General features: G+C 74.2%; 15 protein-coding genes. 7 read left to right on the top strand and 8 right to left on the bottom strand.

The window, feature by feature from the left end:
* Positions 1-80: 80 nt before the first annotated feature.
* Positions 81-716, bottom strand: coding sequence for a TetR/AcrR family transcriptional regulator (locus tag ACRRSS_RS03205; protein WP_435969699.1), 636 nt, complete (start codon positions 714-716; stop codon positions 81-83).
* Between the two features lie 111 nt (positions 717-827).
* Here ACRRSS_RS03205 and ACRRSS_RS03200 point away from each other — a divergent pair, with 111 nt between their 5' ends.
* Positions 828-1,262: a VOC family protein gene (locus tag ACRRSS_RS03200; protein WP_435969698.1), complete on the top strand. Its 435-nt coding sequence runs from the start codon at positions 828-830 to the stop codon at positions 1,260-1,262.
* A gap of 80 nt (positions 1,263-1,342) precedes the next feature.
* On the opposite strand, the gene ACRRSS_RS03195 is transcribed toward ACRRSS_RS03200, so the two are convergent.
* Entirely contained in the window at positions 1,343-2,128 is a 786-nt protein-coding gene (locus ACRRSS_RS03195; RefSeq protein WP_435969697.1) for a TSUP family transporter, read from the bottom strand.
* A 358-nt stretch (positions 2,129-2,486) separates the two neighbouring features.
* On the opposite strand from ACRRSS_RS03195, the gene ACRRSS_RS03190 reads away from it, so the two are divergent.
* The 3 genes from ACRRSS_RS03190 to ACRRSS_RS03180 all read left to right on the top strand — a co-directional run bounded on the left by ACRRSS_RS03190 (position 2,487) and on the right by ACRRSS_RS03180 (position 4,029).
* Positions 2,487-2,897 (top strand): hypothetical protein, encoded by a 411-nt coding sequence (locus tag ACRRSS_RS03190; protein WP_435969696.1) that lies wholly within the window; start codon positions 2,487-2,489, stop codon positions 2,895-2,897.
* A gap of 98 nt (positions 2,898-2,995) precedes the next feature.
* Positions 2,996-3,655, top strand: coding sequence for an RNA polymerase sigma factor (locus ACRRSS_RS03185; protein WP_435969695.1), 660 nt, complete (start codon positions 2,996-2,998; stop codon positions 3,653-3,655).
* Positions 3,652-4,029, top strand: coding sequence for a hypothetical protein (locus ACRRSS_RS03180; RefSeq protein ID WP_435969694.1), 378 nt, complete (start codon positions 3,652-3,654; stop codon positions 4,027-4,029). The genes ACRRSS_RS03185 and ACRRSS_RS03180 overlap by 4 nt, the downstream gene beginning before the upstream one ends.
* Before the next feature lie 33 nt (positions 4,030-4,062).
* Here the strand turns inward: ACRRSS_RS03180 and ACRRSS_RS03175 are convergent, their stop codons facing one another.
* From ACRRSS_RS03175 to ACRRSS_RS03165, 3 genes are all read right to left on the bottom strand, one after another.
* A complete protein-coding gene (locus ACRRSS_RS03175) occupies positions 4,063-5,697 on the bottom strand; it encodes a protein kinase domain-containing protein (RefSeq protein ID WP_435969693.1) in 1,635 nt (544 codons plus the stop codon).
* On the bottom strand, positions 5,694-6,254 hold the full coding sequence (locus tag ACRRSS_RS03170; RefSeq protein ID WP_435969692.1) for a hypothetical protein: 561 nt from the start codon (positions 6,252-6,254) through the stop codon (positions 5,694-5,696). The genes ACRRSS_RS03175 and ACRRSS_RS03170 overlap by 4 nt, the downstream gene beginning before the upstream one ends.
* Positions 6,255-6,449: 195 nt before the next feature.
* Positions 6,450-8,615 carry an N-6 DNA methylase gene (locus ACRRSS_RS03165; protein WP_435975237.1) on the bottom strand — a complete coding sequence of 722 codons (2,166 nt, stop codon included), beginning with the start codon at positions 8,613-8,615 and terminating at the stop codon, positions 6,450-6,452.
* 289 nt (positions 8,616-8,904) lie between these two features.
* Between ACRRSS_RS03165 and ACRRSS_RS03160 the strand changes: the two genes are divergently transcribed.
* Positions 8,905-9,702 (top strand): DUF4352 domain-containing protein, encoded by a 798-nt coding sequence (locus tag ACRRSS_RS03160; RefSeq protein WP_435969691.1) that lies wholly within the window; start codon positions 8,905-8,907, stop codon positions 9,700-9,702.
* A gap of 95 nt (positions 9,703-9,797) precedes the next feature.
* Positions 9,798-10,580, top strand: a complete 783-nt coding sequence (locus ACRRSS_RS03155; protein ID WP_435969690.1) for a hypothetical protein — start codon at positions 9,798-9,800, stop codon at positions 10,578-10,580.
* Positions 10,581-10,658: 78 nt separating this feature from the next.
* On the opposite strand, the gene ACRRSS_RS03150 is transcribed toward ACRRSS_RS03155, so the two are convergent.
* Positions 10,659-11,405 carry an N-acetyltransferase gene (locus ACRRSS_RS03150; RefSeq protein WP_435969689.1) on the bottom strand — a complete coding sequence of 249 codons (747 nt, stop codon included), beginning with the start codon at positions 11,403-11,405 and terminating at the stop codon, positions 10,659-10,661.
* Positions 11,406-11,468: 63 nt separating this feature from the next.
* A complete protein-coding gene (locus ACRRSS_RS03145) occupies positions 11,469-12,155 on the bottom strand; it encodes an HNH endonuclease family protein (protein ID WP_435969688.1) in 687 nt (228 codons plus the stop codon).
* A gap of 198 nt (positions 12,156-12,353) precedes the next feature.
* On the opposite strand from ACRRSS_RS03145, the gene ACRRSS_RS03140 reads away from it, so the two are divergent.
* Complete coding sequence (locus ACRRSS_RS03140; protein ID WP_435969687.1) at positions 12,354-13,631, top strand: SGNH/GDSL hydrolase family protein; 1,278 nt, start codon at positions 12,354-12,356, stop codon at positions 13,629-13,631.
* Positions 13,632-13,785: 154 nt separating this feature from the next.
* Here ACRRSS_RS03140 and mfd read toward each other — a convergent pair whose 3' ends face one another.
* Positions 13,786-17,325: a transcription-repair coupling factor gene (gene mfd, locus ACRRSS_RS03135; RefSeq protein ID WP_435969686.1), complete on the bottom strand. Its 3,540-nt coding sequence runs from the start codon at positions 17,323-17,325 to the stop codon at positions 13,786-13,788.
* Positions 17,326-17,520: the final 195 nt, after the last annotated feature.

Raw genomic sequence — 17,520 nt, 5'->3', positions numbered from 1 at the left:
ATGCTCGCACGCCCCGCCGTCTCCCCCTCAGGCCCCCGCGCCCCCTCAGGTCCCCCGCCCCAGCAGGTCCCCGCGCGCCCTCAGGTCCCCGCGCGCCTGATCCCCGCCAGCAGCCCGTCCAGCGCGTCCACCGTCAGCTCCAGGGCCTCCGGCGTACCGCTCCTCGCCAGCCACAGCGCGGCCTCGTTCATCGCGCCCGACAGCAGGCGCGTCAGCGGTTCGACCGGCCGGGGGGCGATGGTCCCCGTCTCCATCAGGCCTTCCAGGGCCTCCGTCAGGTGCCGGGCCGAGGACTCCTCGTCCAGGGCCCGCCACTCCTCCCACCCCAGCACCGTCGGCGCGTCGACCAGCACGATCCGCCGTACGGCCGGGTCGGCGCCGGCCGCCAGGAAGGCCCGGCATCCGGCGCGCAGCTGCTCCCAGGGATCGGTCTCCCGTTCCGCCGCCGCCGCGACCCGCTCGCCCAACTCCCCCTGGACCTCGGTGACGACGGCCCGGAAGAGCCCCGCCTTGCTGTCGAAGTGGTGGTAGGCCGCGCCCTTGGTGACTCCCACGGCCCGGGCCACCTCCGCGAGGACCACCCCGTGGTAGCCGTCCTCGGCGAAGCGTCGCCGTCCCTCCGCGAGGAGCGCCCGCCGGGTCGCGGCCCGCTGCTCCGCCCGACCGCCCGTCGCCCGTTCGTCCGTCACCGCCGCGCACCACCCTTCCTGTTTCACATACCCGAGGTATGCTAGCCGCCCAACCCACATACCCTCGGTATGTGAAATCGGGCGGAGGCGACCCCGTACCGTCACGGAACCGCGCCGCCGACGACGAGGAGTCATGCCATGACCAGCGAACTCACCGGCTTCTACCCGGTGATCTGCACCCGCGACATCGCCTCCGCACGGGACTTCTACACCCGCCACCTCGGCTTCGCCACGACCTTCGAGTCCGACTGGTACGTGAGCCTGCACCGCCCCGACGCGCCGCAGTACGAGCTCGCGCTGCTCGACCCCACCCACCCGACCCTCCCCGAGGGCCACCGCGCCCCCGCCCAGGGCGGCCTGCTGCTCAACTTCGAGGTCGCCGACGTCGACGCGGAGCACCGCCGCCTGATCGACGAGGCCGGCCTCACCGAGCTCCTCCCGCTCCGCACGGAGGACTTCGGCCAGCGGCACTTCATCCTCGCCGCGCCCGACGGCGTGCTCGTCGACGTCATCACCACGACCCCGCCCACGGAGGAGTACGCGGCCCAGTACACGGCGACGGCCTCGCTCTAGCCCGGAACGCACCCGGCCCCTCCCGTGGACCGGCCTCCCCGTCCCGGCTTCCCGCCGCCGCCCCCGTACCCGCGCGCGGGTCAGCGCAGCGCGCCCACCGCGTACACCGCGCCGAGCCCGGCCGCCAGGGTGCCGAGGAGGAGACGGAGGAGGGTCTCCGGCAGGTGCCGCTGGAGGCGGGCGCCGAGATAGCCGCCGATGAGGCCGCCCAGACCGCAGGACAGGCCCAGGAACCAGTCGGGCGCGATGCTGCCGGTCTCCGCCAGGGACAACAGGGCGTAGGTGGAGGCGCCGACCAGGGAGGTCGCGAAGGTGGAGGCGAGCGCGGCCGGGGCGACCCGGGCGACGGGGAGCCCGCGGCCGACGAGGACGGGGCCGAGGATCGAGCCGCCGCCGATGCCGTAGACCCCGCCCACGACTCCCACGGCCAGGGCGAGCCCGGCGATCGTCCGGGGCCGGGGCGCGGGGCGGGCGGCGCTCTTCGGGGTGGGGCGCAGCGTGCGGGCGACCAGCCAGACGCCCAGGGGCAGCATCAGGGCGGCGACCAGCAGCCGGAAGACGTACGGGCCGGGAAGGGCGAAGACCCGGACCACCGCGCCGACGACGACACCCGGCAGGGTGCCGAGCACCATCAGGCGGACGAGGGGGCCGCGCAGCGCTCCGGAGCGCCGGTGGCGCAGGAGGGCTCCGGGTCCGGCCACCACGTTGTAGAGCAGGTTGGTGGGGGTGACCGCCGGGTTGGGCACCGCGAACACACTGAGCTGCACCGGCAGCAGGAACACCGCCCCGGACACCCCGACGGGGGTGGTCACCACAGCGATCAGCAGCCCGACCGCGAGGCCGGCCAGCCCCAGTTCCCACTCCACCCGGTCCCCCGCACGCGGCGCCACCCGGCCGGACCCCCCGACCTCCCCGGAGCCTAGGCGGTGTCCACGACCGGTCCGCCGGGCGGGTCCTGCGCGACGTCCACGACCGGTCCGCCCGGGCGCCGGTCTCCGGCACCGCCCAGGACCTGCTGCTCCTCGCGTACGGGCGGAGGCGTCCGGCCGGACGACTGCGGGGCGGGCCCGCCGGCCGGTTCGAGGCGACCCCGTCCCCCACGCGCCGAGGACCCGGTGGAAAGTTTCCCGGCCGCGGTCGCAACCCCGGGGGGTGACGCACGTCTGGTGGGGTGAAGGCGCCCTTCAGACCGTGTCCGTCCTTTTCACTTCCTCGGGAGAGCCCATGTCCAGTCACCTCAAGCGGAAGCTCCGCGCCCGTCCCCGGGTCCTGGGTGTCGTCCTGACCGGTGCCGCGCTGCTCCTCGGCGGCGGTTTCGCCGCGCAGGCCATCGCCGACTCCGGTCCGAAGCCCGCCCCGGCCGCGCCGAAGGTCGCGGCCCCGGACGCGGCCCCGGCGGACGCCCCGGCCCCGGCCCCGGCCGTCGTCACCCCGAAGGCGCCGGCGCCCAAGCCCGTGACCGAGCCCGTCGCCGCCCCGGCCTCGGCCGTCCCCACCCCCGCCCCGGCCCCCGCCGTCGCCACCCCGAAGACGCCGGCGCCCAAGCCCGCGCCGGCCGTCACGCCCGCCCCGGCTCCCGCCCCGGCCGAGGACGCGCCCCGGGTGGTCTCGCCCGGCACCGGTGTCGGGAAGTAACCACCGGCGGTAGCGCCACGGAGCGGGTGGCCGGGCCGGGCCCGCGCGGGCCCGGCCCGGCCACCCCTTCCCTCCCGCAACGGATCGAGGACCGTGCAGTGTCGTACGCCATACCCGCCACCGTGCCGTCGTGGTGGTCCGTTCAAGCGGCCCGCCTGCTCGCCCGTGTGTCCAGGACCGGGCACGCGCCGGTACGGGGGAGACATCCGCGCGCGCTCGACACCCCGTACGACCGAGGGCGGATCCAGGCCCGGGACCACGTCCCCGAGCCGCCGCCCACGCTCACCGAGCTGTACCGGGCCCGGCGGCTCGACATGGTGCGGCTCGCGCTCTTCCTCGTGGACGACCTGCACACCGCCGAGGACGTGGTCCAGGACGCGTTCGCCGCCGTCTGCCGGACGTACGGCACCTCCCTCCACGGGCTCCAGGACCCGGGCGCGTACCTGCACACCGCCGTGCTCAACGCGGCGCGCTCCGTGCTGCGCAGGCGCCGCACCGCGCGCGCCTACACGCCGCCGCACCCGGGAGCGGAAGCGCCCGTCGACGAGGGGCTGCTCCTCGCCGAGGAACACCGGCACGTGCTCGACGCGCTCGCGCTGCTGACCCGGCGCCAGCGCGAGGTCCTCGTCCTCCGCTACTGGTCGGAGCTGACCGAGGCGCAGATCGCGCAGACACTCGGGCTCTCGCGCGGCACCGTGAAGTCCACCGCGAGCCGCGCGCTCGACGCCCTGGAGAAGAAGCTGGAGGCGGGCCGATGAGACCGCGTACCGAAACGCCCCACACCCCCACGGAGGAGCGGTTGCGCGCCGCGTTCGCCGCCCGCGCCGCCCTCGTGACCCACCGGGACCTGCGGCGCGACGCTCCGCCGCGGGGGCGGAGCTGGGGGACGCGCCGGGTCCGCGGGGCCGCCTTCGCCGCGCTCGGCGCGGCCGCCGCCGTGGCCGCCGCGTACCTGCTCGTCCTGGCGTCCGTCGGGCCGGTGGCCCCGGCTCCGGCGCCGCCCGCCCGCCCGCCGGGCTCCAGCGAGCCCCCGGTCCGGCCCACCCCGTCCCCGCCCCCGGCCCCGGCCACGCCCTCGCCCTCCGTGGCTGGCCCGGGCCAGGGGCAGCCGAAGCCCGTCGGGGAGCCGTAGCGCCGGGCCCGTCAGGCACGCGAGCCGACTCCGTCAGGGACGCGGGCCGAGCTGGCGCTGGTGGGTGAGCACGCGCCGCAGCTCCACCGGGAGCGGGTGGTACGGGCCGTACGCCCGCTCCGCGTCGAACAGCAGCCGCTGGAGCTGGTCCTGACCGGCCAGGTGCTCGCCCGTCGCCACGAGGAGCAGCCCGATCCGCTGCCGGATGTCGAAGGCGCGGGCCGGATCCCGCTCGTAGTACGGCAGCACCGCGCGGAACTCCGTGAGCGCCGCCGCCGTCTCCCCCAGCTGCTCCAGGCACAGCGCCATGTCGTGACGGAACTGCAGGGCCTGCGGATCCGCCGGTCCCGCCTCCGCGTCGCGGTCCGCCGCGAGGCGGCGCAGCTCCGGCAGCGCGCGCCGGTACTGGCCGTCGTCCATCAGCGTCGACGCGTACTGCTTGCGCAGGATCCGGACGACGGGCGACCGTTCGCCGTGCTCGGCCGCGGCGGCGGGCAGGATGCCGCCGAGGATGTCCACGGCCTGGGTGAGCGAGCCCTCCGCGAGCAGCCGCTTGACCTCGTCGACGGCGGCGGCGATGTCGGGACGGGCCGGGGGCGAGGACGGGGCCGGCAACGGGACCGGCGGGTACGACCCCCTCGGGTCGGTCCGGGGCGCGGTGGGCGGCATGGGCGGAACCTGCGCCGGAACGGCCGGAGCGACCGGACCCGCGGGAGCCGCGGGCCAGGACGGCGCGACGGCCGGTACGGCAGCCGCCGGGCGGTCGGGCCAGGGCGCGTGCGGGCGGAGGAACGGCCGCGTCGGGTCCATCGGTCCCGACGGGGCGCCGCGCGCGGGGAGCAGCGGCAGCAGGTGCTCGTACACCTCGTGCGCGTCCGAGGGCCGCTCGCGCGGGTCCTTGGCGAGCAGCCGGAGGACGAGTGCTTCGAGGACCTCGGGCACCTCGGGCCGCTGCCGGCGGAGCGGTACGGGGGGCTCGTACAGGTGCCGGTGGAGGACGCCGAGCGCCGTGGACCCGGAGAACGGCACGTCGCCGCTGAGGAGTTCGTGGAGCACCACGCCGAGCGCGTACAGGTCGGTGGACGGGCCGACGGCACCGCCCATGGCCTGCTCGGGCGCCATGTAGGCCGGGCTGCCGATGGGCGAACCGGTCTGGGTGAGGCGGGTGGTGTCGGTGTCGAGGACGGAGGCGACGCCGAGGTCGAGGACGACCATCGAGCCGTCGGGGCGGACCATCACGTTGCGCGGCTTGAGGTCGCGGTGCACGATCGGCACCGCGTGGACGGCGGCGAGCACCGCGCACAGTTGCGCGGCCACACAGACCGCCCACTCCCACGGGTACGGCTCGTGCTCGGCGAGGTGGTCGGCGAGGTCCGCGCCCTCCACGTGCTGCATGACGAGATACAGGTCGTCGCCGTCGCTGCCCGCGTCGTGGACGGTGACGAGACCGGGGTGGTCGACGTGCGCGGTCACCCGGCACTCCCGGACGAAGCGGCGGCGCAGCTCCTCGGCGGCGGTGGCCGGACCGGTCATGGTCGCGGGACGCAGCAGTTTCACCGCGACCCGGCGGTCGAGCCGTCCGTCGTACGCCGTCCACACCTGGCCCATGCCGCCCTGGCCGATGACGGTGGCGAGCTCGTAACGCCCGCCGATGACACGCCCGTTCACCGGCCGCCTTCACCTTCCCGGGGCTCCTTGCGCAGCAGGTCGCTCAGCTCGTCCAGCTCGGCGCGGACCTGGTCGAGCCGGGGAGCGCCGGGGCCCGGGACCACCGGGGGCTCGGTGGCGTACGGATTCCGGGGCGGGAGCCCGCTGGGCGTCGTGACGGCGGTGGCGTACCCGTACCCGAGGGGCTGCTGCGGCGGCAGCGTGCGCAGCCGCTCGAAGTGACGGATCTCCGCGACCAGGTAGTACGTGATCGGGCCCGCCACCAGGAGCAGGATCAGGCCGACCCCGATGAAGGACTCCGCGGTCCCGGTCTCCTCGTCGCCGGTGGCCGCCGCGTACGCGAAGAGCCCCGCGGAGGCGAGGAAGACCAGGCCGAACAGCACCCAGTCCCGCGTCCGCCGGGTGACGACCGCGAGCCGAAGCAGCGGCGCCCAGCCGAGGAAACCGCAGCTGAGCAGGGCGAGGGCGGACAGGAGCACCCGCAGCGCGATCAGCCCGCCGGAGGCGGGGCTCTTCGGCGGCTGCGGAACCTGCGGGGCCTGCGGAGGGCCGTACATCCTGCTGCTCCTGCGTCGGACGGAACGGGTCGGAGCACGAGCGTATACACGGATTCGGACAACGGTTCCGGGATACCCGGAACCGTTGTCCAACGGAGCGGTGGAAGGGGCGAGGGCAGGAGGGGCGGAGGGGGGCGGACGGGGCGGACCCGGGGGCGCGGCCGACGGTGACCCCGAGGGATCGACCGGTTGGGGTCAGGGCGCCACCGTGCCGTCCGCGAGGCCGTCGTAGAGACCCTGGACCAGCTGGTCGCCCAGGCGGGAGGTCTGGCGCAAGGACTCCTCGAAGGCGGCCAGGGCGCGGAACCGCTCGCCGAAGCGGCGCTGCTCGGCCAGCGGGAGGCGCGGGATCTGGAGACGGCGGACGTCCAGCCGGGTCGCCGTGGAGGCGTAGCTGCTGGCCCGGCGGTTGTTGGCGGTGGCCCGGAGGAAACCCGCGAGGAACCAGGGGTCGAGGGCCGCCGGATCGGGCCGGAGGAGCTGGAGGTTACGGCCGAGCGCGGCACCCTGGGCCGACGCGTCGACGACCCGGACCGCCGCACCGCCGCCCAGGACCGGGACGACCACGTCACCGGCGGCCAGGAGCACCGGCTCCTCGGGCGGACCGTCGGGCAGCGAGCCCGACGGCGGCTGCGCGGCGAGCACGTCGTGGTCGGTGAGGACGGCGAGCGGGGCGTCGGCCGGGGTGGTGCCCGCGCCGCCCGCGCGCAGCGACAGGGCCCCGGCGCGAGCCAGTTCGCCGACGGTCGTGGTGGGCCGGCCGGCGCCGACGCCGCCCTCCGGGTCGGTCACCGGCGGCGGGGTCAGCTCCCGCGTACGGCGCAGGGTCTCCGTCAGGCGCTCCCTCACCCCCGCCAACTGGGCCGCGCCCTCGGCGGCGGCGGGCGGCGGCAGGTGCCGGGCCGGGGCCAGGTCGACATCGTCGTCCAGCAGCTCGATGACGGGAACGGAGCGGCTCGCGCCCTGCGTCCCGGCCGCGGCCCCGTCCCGGTCGAACGGCGTCCAGGCCTCCAGTACGGCGGCGCGGACGGCCGACCAGTCGAGCCGGTCACGGCCCTGGCCGTCCCTGCCCTGCCCGTCCCTGCCCTGCCCTTCCCTGCCCTGGCCGGTGCGCTCGGACGCGGTGTCGACGAGGAGGAGTTCGCCGGCGGGGCGCTCGCCCTGGACCGGCCTGCGCAGCACCCACAGGTGCAGCGGGACGCCGTACGGGGGCGCGGCACCGGCCGGCAGGGCGACGACCGCCCGCAGGGCGCCCCTGCGGAGCAGATCGGCCCGGATCCGGCGGCCCGAACGGCGGGACGCGGCGGCCGGCGGCATCAGGAGGACGGCGGTCCCGCCGGGGCGGAGCCGTGCCAGGGCGTGCTGGACCCAGGCGAGTTCGGACTCGGTGCGCGCCGGGAAGCCGTACTCCCAGCGCGGGTCGTAGGCCAGTTCGTCGTGGCCCCAGTTGCGCTCGTTGAACGGCGGGTGGCAGAGGACCACGTCGGCGGCGAGCGCCGGGAAGGCGTCGGCGCGCAGGCTGTCCCCGGACCGGACCCGGATGTCGGAGTCGGTGGAGAGCGCCAGGCGCAGGGCGGTCAGGGCGGCGAGGTCGGGGTCGGCGTCCTGTCCGCAGACGGCGCCGGGCCGCCCGACCGCGCTCAGCAGGCCACCGGTGCCGGAGGCGGGGTCGAGGACCGTGAGGGGAGCGGGGGGGTCGACGGGACCGGGCGCGCTCGCGGCTCCGTCGCCGCCCGCGCCGACGGCCTCGCCGGCGGCGGTTCCTTCGGCTCCGGTGGGGGCTCCGGCTCCGGCCAGTGCCGCCATGAGGGCCGCCGGGCCGGGCGGAGTCAGCGTGTACTGGCGCGGGTTGGCGTCGAGGTGCCGGCCGAGGAGGAACTCGAAGGTCTCGCGGACACCCGTCTCCGCCGCGAGGTCGGCGGTTCCCCGCAGCAGCGGCAGGGAGGGCGTCAGGGCGGCCGCGGTGGGGGTGAGGACGGCCCGCTCCGGGCCGAGGCGCTCGGTGAGCGTCTCCTCCAGGGCGACCGGCAGGACCTCCACGAACCGCGCGTCCGGAAGCTCGGCCAGGGACGGCCAGGCCGCCGTCCGGTCCCTGACGAGGAGGAGCGCGCACCCCGCGTGCACGAGGGCGGTGACCGCGCCGGCCGGATGGCCCGCGATCTGCTGCCAGACGCGCTCGCGGAGCGGGACCTCGGCCAGCTTGCCCTGGTCGCGGAGCCACCGCTCGACCTCGGCGAGGGCGAAGGACGGACTGGTCTCCGTACCGCCCACGGGCTTGGGGAAGTCGGGATGGCGGCGGCGCCAGTTGCTGACGGCGGCCCGGCCGACCCCGGCCAGCCGGGCGATCCCGGCGGCGGTCACCTCCGCCGCGCCCGGCTCCGCACCGCCCGGCTCCGCACCGCCCGGCCCGGCCCCGGTGGAACCACCTGCGGCACTCTGCCCTGCTGCGCTCTCCGGCACCTGACCCAACTCCCCTGGCTCACCCGCTGACGCGTCCTCGTGTGACTCCGATCTTACTGACGAACACACACGGCACCACTTCACAGCGTGAGTCGATCTGTTTTTCATGCACCGTGTTGACTCGGTTCACAGCCTCTGCTGTGATTGACCCATCGCGCCAGACATCGTCTCTGTCCGGGAGGACACACCCATGTCGTACGACACCCAGGTCCCGCCCACCGCGGCCCCGCTCACCCCGATGCGCAACGGGCTCGGCACGGCGGCCCTGATCCTCGGCATCATCGGCACGCTCTCCGGCCTGATCCCGCTCCTCTTCTGGCTGGCCGGCATCCTCGGTCTGATCGCCCTGATCCTGGGCCTGGTCGGCAAGGGCCGTGTGAAGCGGGGCGAGGCGAACAACAAGGGAGTGACGCTCACCGGCGCGATCCTGGGCCTCGCGGCCCTGGTCCTCTCGGTCGTCGGCATGGTCATCACGTTCACGGCCGTCAGCGACGCGGTCGACGAGATCGACAAGGCCATCAAGGACTCGGCCCCGAAGGACCCGTCGGCCAAGGCCCCCGCGGACTCCTCCAAGGCCCCGGCCGCGGAGAAGGGCACGTCACTGGCGGACGGCGACACCTCGGTCTACGACGACGACCTCCAGGTCACGGTCTCGGACCCGAAGCCGTACACCCCCGGTGAGTACGCGGTCGGCCACACCAAGGGCAACAAGGCCTACCAGGTGACCGTCGTGATCGAGAACGCCGGCAAGGAGAAGTTCGACACCGCTCTCGCCAACGTGAGCGCGCGGGCCGGGAAGAACAGCGTCACGGCCGAGCAGGTCTTCGACGGCAAGACCGGCGCCGGCTTCGAGGGAACCGTCCTGCCCGGCAAGAAGGCCACGGCGATCTTCGTCTTCGACGCCCCGAAGGACGCCGGGAACCTGACCGTCGAGGTCAACCCGGGCTGGGACTACAACGCCTCGCAGTGGGAGCTGAAGATCGGCTGACCGGGCACACCCGCCCACCCCGCACCACTCACCCCACCCGCATCCCCCGCACTCCCCCGCACCTGATTCCCGGATCCCTCGGAGACACCACCACCATGCGCGCCCACACCCTCCCCCTGACCCCCCGGACCCTCCGCACCGCCGCCGCCGCGCTGCTGGGCGCCGCCGTGGCCGTCGGCGCCGCCGCCTGCGGACCGTCCGGCGGCGAGGACACGAAGCCGAAGGCCGAGGCGAAGGCGAAGGGCCCCTTCGGGGAGCTGACCGGCCCGCAGATCCTCGACAAGGCGATCGGGGCGACGAAGTCGGCGAAGTCCCTGACCGTGGACGTGGACGTGACGTCCGAGGGCGAGCCGCTGAAGGCCTACCTCTCGCTCGACACGCGGGGGAACTGCGTCGGCACGCTGACCGTCGGCGCGACGGGAACGGCCGAACTGATCAAGGCCGACGACAAGAACGCCTACCTCCGGCTCGACGAGGCTCTCCTGCGCGAGGAGCTCAAGGGTGAGACGCCGGAGACGCAGAAGGCGGTGCTGAAGCAGCTCAAGGGCCGCTGGACGAAGTCGCCCCTGTCCGACCCCGACACCAAGGACATGGTGGCGCTCTGTGACCTGAAGGCGATGCTCGCCGACTTCGAGCAGGGCGCGGCCGGCACCGTGAAGGGCGAGGAGACCACCGTCGGCAAGCAGAAGGCGCTGAAGCTGACGGAGTCGGGCGGTGGCGAGACGAACACCGCCTACGTGGCCACGGAGGGGACCCCGTACCTCCTGAAGATCGTCACGACCGGCGGCGACGAGCCGGGGACGGTCACCTTCTCCCGGTACGACAAGCCGGTCGACGCGAAGATCCCGGCGAAGAAGGACATCGTGGACCTGGGCTGATCACCCGGGGGGCACGGCAGAGGGCGGGGCCGCCACGGGGGAGCGGCCCCGCCCTCCCGCGCGTGCTCCCGGCGCGGGTCAGACGCGGTGACGGACCCACACATTGGGCTCGACGTAGACCGCGTAGCCGCGTGTGGCCTCGCAGTGGACGGGGACGAGCGCGCCCTCGACCTCGACCGGGCCGTCGGTGTCGAAGGGGAGGCCGGTCCACTTCCGCCACTGCTCGACGGAGCCGGACACGGTCATCGAGGCCGGGGCCACCGCCTCGATGACGCCGCCCGCGCGGACGTGGACGCGGAGCCACGCGTCGTGCGGCAGCCCGTCGGCCTCGCGGGTACGGAAGGCGTACTCGTGGATGGAGGCCCCGGCCTCCAGGTGCTTGCCGTTGGGGCGGACCGGGGCGACGAGTTCGGAGAACCCGCGCCGGGCGGCGTTGTCCCGCATGGCGGCCAGCATGCGGTGCGAGAGGCCCTGCCCCAGGGCGCTCGTGTCGACGGTGATCTCGATGGCGCTGACGGTGTCGGCCTCCCGGCCGTGCTTCAGGTCGGAGAACGCCCAGAGCAGCACCTCGTCCCAGCCCCGGGCGGGCAGTTCGCGGCGGCCGTCCACGTCCAGGCGGAAGGGGACGCTGAAGCCACGGGCGACGACCTTGCCTCCGGCGTCGGTGGCGACCAGGACGTACTCCGGGAGCTCGCGCACGATCCGGCCGATGTTCGCCCAGCCCACCGGGTCGTACATCATGAACTCGGGCCAGAGGTCCCGCATGCCCCACATCGGCCCTTCCAGTTCGGGGCGTTCGGCAAGGGTCGATATGTTCAGTTCCATGCGGGCAGGATAAAGATCGTTTTCCGTTCGGCCCACCGGTTTTCCACCGGCCCCGGCCCTCCGCTACGGAAGTCTCTGCTGCGGGCAGCTGGCGAGGACCCGCTTCATCGCGTCCCGCTCCCCGGCCGTCACCCACACCGCGTACTTCTTCTTCACCGCGATCTGCCGGGCCACGTACGTGCAGCGGTACGCCTTGTTCGGCGGCAGCCAGGTCGCCGCGTCGCCGTCGGACTTGCGGCGGTTGGTGGACGAGTCGACGGCGAGCAGGTTGAGCGGGTCGTTGGCGAAACGGCGCCGGGTCCCCGCGTCCCACTTCTGCGCGCCCTTCTGCCAGGCGTCGGAGAGCGCGACGACGTGGTCGATGTCGACCTTGCTGCGGCCCCGGACGTAACCGACGGTGGTACCGGTGTACGGGTCGTCGGTGAGGGTGCCGGAGGCGACCTTGCAGTGGCCGTCGGTGAACCGGACGCCGGTCAGGTCGCGCTTGAGGATGTCGTCACGGGTGCCGCAGCCGTTGCCGTCGACGTCCACCCAGGCGCGGCCGAACTTCTCCCGCTCGTAACCGGTCTTCGGGGCGCGGCCCTTGACCGTGAGCGTGTCCACGGCGGCGAGGGCGGTCCCGCGCGCGGCGGCCTTCCCGGCGCCGCCGCCGCCGGAGCCCGGGGCGTCGGATCCGGGCGAGCAGGCGGTGGTTATGAGTGCGGCGACGGCGAGCGCCGAGGCGGTCAGGGTCCTTCGATGCGTCAACACCCTGAAATCCTAGGCCCGACGGCGGCGGGACTTTTGTCCTCTTGGTTCCGAATCAGGTGGTTCGTAGGCCCCGCACCTCTTCGTCGCGTCAGACCCTGCCGATGCCGAGGGTGTCCTCGGAGGGCAGCAGGCCGGAGCCGAGGGCGGCGAGCCGGGGCGGCGGGAATAGCCCGTGTCAGTCGGCAATTGACGGACGACATGAGATCTTCGAACACCGCGCGTCGCACCACCGTCGCCCTGCTCACCACGGCCGCCCTGGCCTTAGGACCGTCCGCCCTCGCCACCGCCGGCCACACCGGGCCGGTGTCCTCGGCCGCGTCCGCCTGGCGCGGCGCCTGGGCCGCGTCGCCGCAGGCGGCGACCGCTCCCTTCACCCCCAACTGGTCGCCGGCGGGCTTCGACAACCACACCGTGCGGCAGTCCGTCCGCGTCACGGCCTCCGGCTCCCGGGCCCGGATCGAGCTGAGCAACCGTTACGGCACCTCGCCCCTGCGCATCACCGGCGCGACCGTCGCCCGCACGGCCGAGGGCGGCGCGGTGCGGCCCGGCTCGGTCCGCACCCTGCGCTTCGACGGCCGCCCGTCCACGACGATCCCGGTCGGCGGCACCCTCCTCAGCGACGGCGCCGCGTTCCCGGTCAAGGCCTTCGAGTCGCTGACCGTCACCCTCTACCTGGCGGGCGGGACCGGCCCCGCCACCTTCCACCACGTCGCCTCGGCGACCAGCTACCGGGCCGACGGCGACCACCGGGCCGACGTGTCCGGCGCGGCCTTCGACGAGACCAGCACCTCCTGGTACTTCCTCTCCGGCGTCGAGGTCACCGGCGGCCGCGAGACGGCCCGCCGCGACGGCGTCGTCACCTTCGGCGACTCGATCACCGACGGCACGGGCGCCACGACGGACGCGGACAACCGCTACCCGGACGAACTCGCCGAGCGCCTGGCCGCGGCCGGCCGTCCGCGCGCGGTCCTCAACCACGGGATCGCCGGCAACCAGGTCGTCAACGACACCACGTGGGCGGGCGAGAAGGCCTTGACCCGCTTCCGCGAGGACGTCCTGAACGAGCCCGGTGTCCGTACGGTGATCATCCTCGAAGGCATCAACGACATCGGCGGCAGCACGGTGACGTTCCCCGCCGCCCCCACCCCCGAGGTCTCGGCGGCCGAACTGATCAAGGGCCACCGCACCCTCATCCGCCAGGCCCACGCGAAGGGCCTGAAAGTCATCGGCGCGACCCTCACCCCGGTGAAGGGCTCCTTCTACGCGTCCCCGGCCAACGAGGCCAAGCGGGACGCCGTCAACCACTGGATCCGCACCTCGGGCGCGTACGACGCGGTAGTCGACCTCGACCGCGCGGTCGCCGACCCGGCGGACCCGGACCGCATCCTCCCCGCGTACGACTCGGGCGACGGCCTCCACCCGAACGACGCGGGCTACCGCGCGATGGCGGAGGCGCTGGACCTGGACCAGCTCTGATCTGAGCCGGCTCCGACCGGCCCGGAGAACCGACGCCGGGACGCGAACGGTCCGAGAACCGGCCCCGGGTCGCGAACGGTCCGAGAACCGGTCGCGACCCGGCGACCTCACGACCCGGCGACCTCGCGACCCGGCGGCTACCGACCCGGCGGCCTCACGACCCCAGGATCGTCGTCAGGAACTCCCCGGTCCACGCGAGCAGTTCGCGGCCGACCACGGGCTTGCCGCCGATCTTGCCGCTCGTCGGGCGCGGCACCAGGATCTGGTGCACCGTCGGCTTGATGACCGTGCGCGGGTAGAGCCGCTTCAGGCGCAGCTCCTGCGACTCGCGCAACTCCACCGGGGCGAAGCGGATGTTGGGGCCCTGGAGGACGATCTCGCCGACCCCGCACGCGCGGGCCAGCATCCGCAGACCCGCCACGAGGAGGAGGTTCTCGACCGGCTCCGGCAGCTTGCCGTACCGGTCGGTGAGCTCTTCCCGTACGGCCCTGATGTCCTCCTCCGAGTTCGCCGAGGCGATCGAGCGGTAGGCCTGGAGGCGGAGCCGCTCGCCGGGCGCGTAGTCGTGCGGCATGTGGGCGTCGACCGGCAGCTCGATCTTGACCTCCAGGGGCGCCTCCTCCTCGGCGCCGCCCTCCATCTGCGCCCGGTAGTCCGCGACCGCCTCGCCGACCATCCGGACGTACAGGTCGAAGCCGACGCCCGCGATGTGCCCGGACTGCTCGCCGCCGAGCAGGTTGCCCGCGCCGCGGATCTCCAGGTCCTTCATCGCCACGTACATGCCGGCGCCCATCTCGGTGTGCTGGGCGATCGTGGCGAGCCGCTCGTGCGCGGTCTCCGTCAGCGGCTTCTCCGGCGGGTACAGGAAGTACGCGTATCCCCGCTCGCGGCCACGGCCGACCCGGCCGCGCAGCTGGTGGAGCTGCGAGAGACCGAAGTTGTCGCCGCGCTCGACGATGAGGGTGTTGGCGTTGGAGATGTCGATGCCGGACTCGACGATGGTCGTGGAGACGAGGACGTCGAACCTCTTCTCCCAGAAGTCGACGACGACCTGCTCCAGGGCGCTCTCGCCCATCTGGCCGTGGGCCGTCGCGATCCGCGCCTCCGGCACGATCTCCCGCAGCCTGGCCGCCGCCCGGTCGATCGAGTCGACCCGGTTGTGGATGTAGAAGACCTGTCCCTCGCGCAGGAGTTCACGCCGGATCGCGGCGCCGATCTGCTTCTCCTCGTACGGTCCGACGAAGGTGAGGACCGGGTGGCGCTCCTCCGGCGGGGTGGTGATCGTCGACATCTCGCGGATGCCGGTGACCGCCATCTCGAGCGTACGGGGGATGGGGGTGGCCGACATGGTGAGGACGTCGACGTTGGCACGGAGCTTCTTCAGCTGCTCCTTGTGCTCGACGCCGAACCGCTGCTCCTCGTCGACGATGACCAGGCCCAGGTCCTTGAACCTGGTCTCGGAGGAGAAGAGGCGGTGGGTGCCGATGACGATGTCGACGGAGCCGTCGCGCAGCCCCTCCAGGGTCGCCTTGGACTCGGTGTCGGTCTGGAAGCGGGACAGCGCCCGCACCTTCACGGGGAACTGCGAATAGCGCTCGCTGAACGTCCCGAAGTGCTGCTGCACGAGGAGTGTCGTCGGGACGAGGACCGCGACCTGCTTGCCGTCCTGGACCGCCTTGAAGGCCGCCCGCACCGCGATCTCCGTCTTGCCGTACCCGACGTCGCCGCAGATCAGACGGTCCATGGGAACCGTCTTCTCCATGTCCTCCTTCACCTCGGCGATCGTGGAGAGCTGGTCGGGCGTCTCCACGTACGGGAAGGCGTCCTCCAGCTCCCGCTGCCACGGGGTGTCCGGGCCGAAGGCGTGGCCGGGGGCCGCCATCCGCGCCGAGTACAGCTTGATCAGGTCGGCCGCGATCTCCTTGACGGCCTTCTTCGCGCGCGCCTTCGTCTTCGTCCAGTCCGCGCCGCCGAGCCGGTGCAGGGTCGGCGCCTCGCCGCCCACGTACTTGGTGACCTGCTCCAGCTGGTCGGTCGGGATGTACAGCCGGTCGCCGGGCTGGCCGCGCTTGGCGGGGGCGTACTCGACGAGGAGGTACTCGCGGGTGGCGCCCTGCACGGTCCGCTGGACCATCTCCACGTACCGGCCGACACCGTGCTGCTCGTGCACGATGTAGTCGCCGACCTCCAGGGTCAGCGGGTCGATCGTCTTCCGGCGCTTGGCCGGCATCCGCTGGCCGTCCTTGCCGGCCGCCTTCTGGCCGGACAGGTCGGTCTCGGTCAGCACGGCGAGCTTCAGCGCCGCGTCGACGAAGCCGTAGTCGATGGAGCCGCAGGCGACGTGCACGACCGACGGGGTGATCTCGGCGAGGTCCGCGTCGAGCCGGGCGGCGATGCCCTCGCCGCCGAGCACCTCGACCGTACGGGAGGCGGGGCCGTGGGCCTCCGTCACGTAGACCGTGCGCCAGCCCTCGGCCAGCCACCCCTTGGTGTCGGCGAGCGCGCGGGCCGTGTCGCCCCGGTACGACTCGGGGGCGCGCATCCCGAGGGTGAGGGTGTCCGCGCCGGAGTCGTCGGCGGTGGCGTCCGCCGCGAACGGCGACACCGACCACCAGGCCATGCCCAGCTCACGCGCCCGGTCCCGGACGTCCGCGATCCCCCACAGGGAGGCCGCGCCCACGTCGATCGGGGCCTCGCCGCCACCGGCCGTGGCCGCCCACGAGGCCTGGAGGAACTCCTGGCTCGTGGCGACGAGGTCCGAGGCCCGGGTCCGCACCCGCTCCGGGTCGCAGACCACCGCCATCGCGCCCTTCGGCAGCACGTCGAGCAGCAGCTCCATGTCGTCGACGAGGACCGGCGCGAGGGACTCCATGCCCTCGACGGCGATGCCCTCCGCGATCTTCCCGAGCAGCTCGCCGAGCTCCGGGTGCTCCTCGGCGAGGGCCGCCGCCCGCTCCCGTACGGAGTCGGTGAGCAGCAGCTCGCGGCAGGGCGGCGCCCACAGTCCGTGCTCCGCGACCTCGAGGGACCGCTGGTCGGCGACCTTGAAGTAGCGGATCTCCTCGACGTCGTCGCCCCAGAACTCGATGCGGAGCGGGTGCTCCTCGGTCGGCGGGAAGACGTCGAGGATGCCGCCGCGGACGGCGAACTCGCCGCGCTTCTCGACCAGCTCCACGCGTGCGTACGCGGCGGCCGCCAGGCCCTCCACGATCTCGTTCAGGTCGGCCGTCTGGCCGGAGCGCAGCGCCACGGGCTCCAGGTCGCCGAGGCCCTTGACCTGCGGCTGGAGCACGGAGCGCACGGGTGCGACGACCACGCTGACCGGTCCGGCCGCCGGGTCGTCGTCCCTCGGGTGCGCGAGGCGGCGCAGTACGGCGAGACGGCGGCCGACGGTGTCGGAGCGGGGGGAGAGCCGCTCGTGCGGCAGCGTCTCCCAGGAGGGGTACTCGACGACCCGGTCCGGGTCGAGCAGGGACCGCAGCGCGGCGGCGAGGTCCTCGGCCTCCCGCCCGGTCGCGGTCACCGCGAGCACCGGCCGCCCCGAGTCGCGGGCGAGCGCGGCGACGGCGAAGGGCCGGGCGGCGGCGGGGCCGACCAGGTCCACGTGCGGGCGGTTCCCGTCGGAGGCGGCCTTCACCGCCTCGGCGAGGGTCGCGTCCTTCACGACGACATCGAGCAGACCGTGCAGGCTCATGGAGCTTTCCATCCCGGTGGGTGGCGGGGGCGGGGGCGGGCAACGCGAACAGCCCGACACGTGACACGGGCCGGGTGGTCCCGGGCGCGTACGGCCGCCCGGTGCGCCCCCAGCCTACGACGTGCCGCTGTCACTCGCCCGAAGGAAGGGGGCCACTCGGGAGGGTGACGGAGCTGGCTGCCGGGCCGCTTGTAC

It is taken from the genome of Streptomyces sp. Qhu_M48 (assembly GCF_051305195.1).
GTDB lineage: Bacteria > Actinomycetota > Actinomycetes > Streptomycetales > Streptomycetaceae > Streptomyces.
Note: the sequence above shows the minus strand (reverse complement) of the source record. Positions and strands in the feature narration are given on the sequence as shown.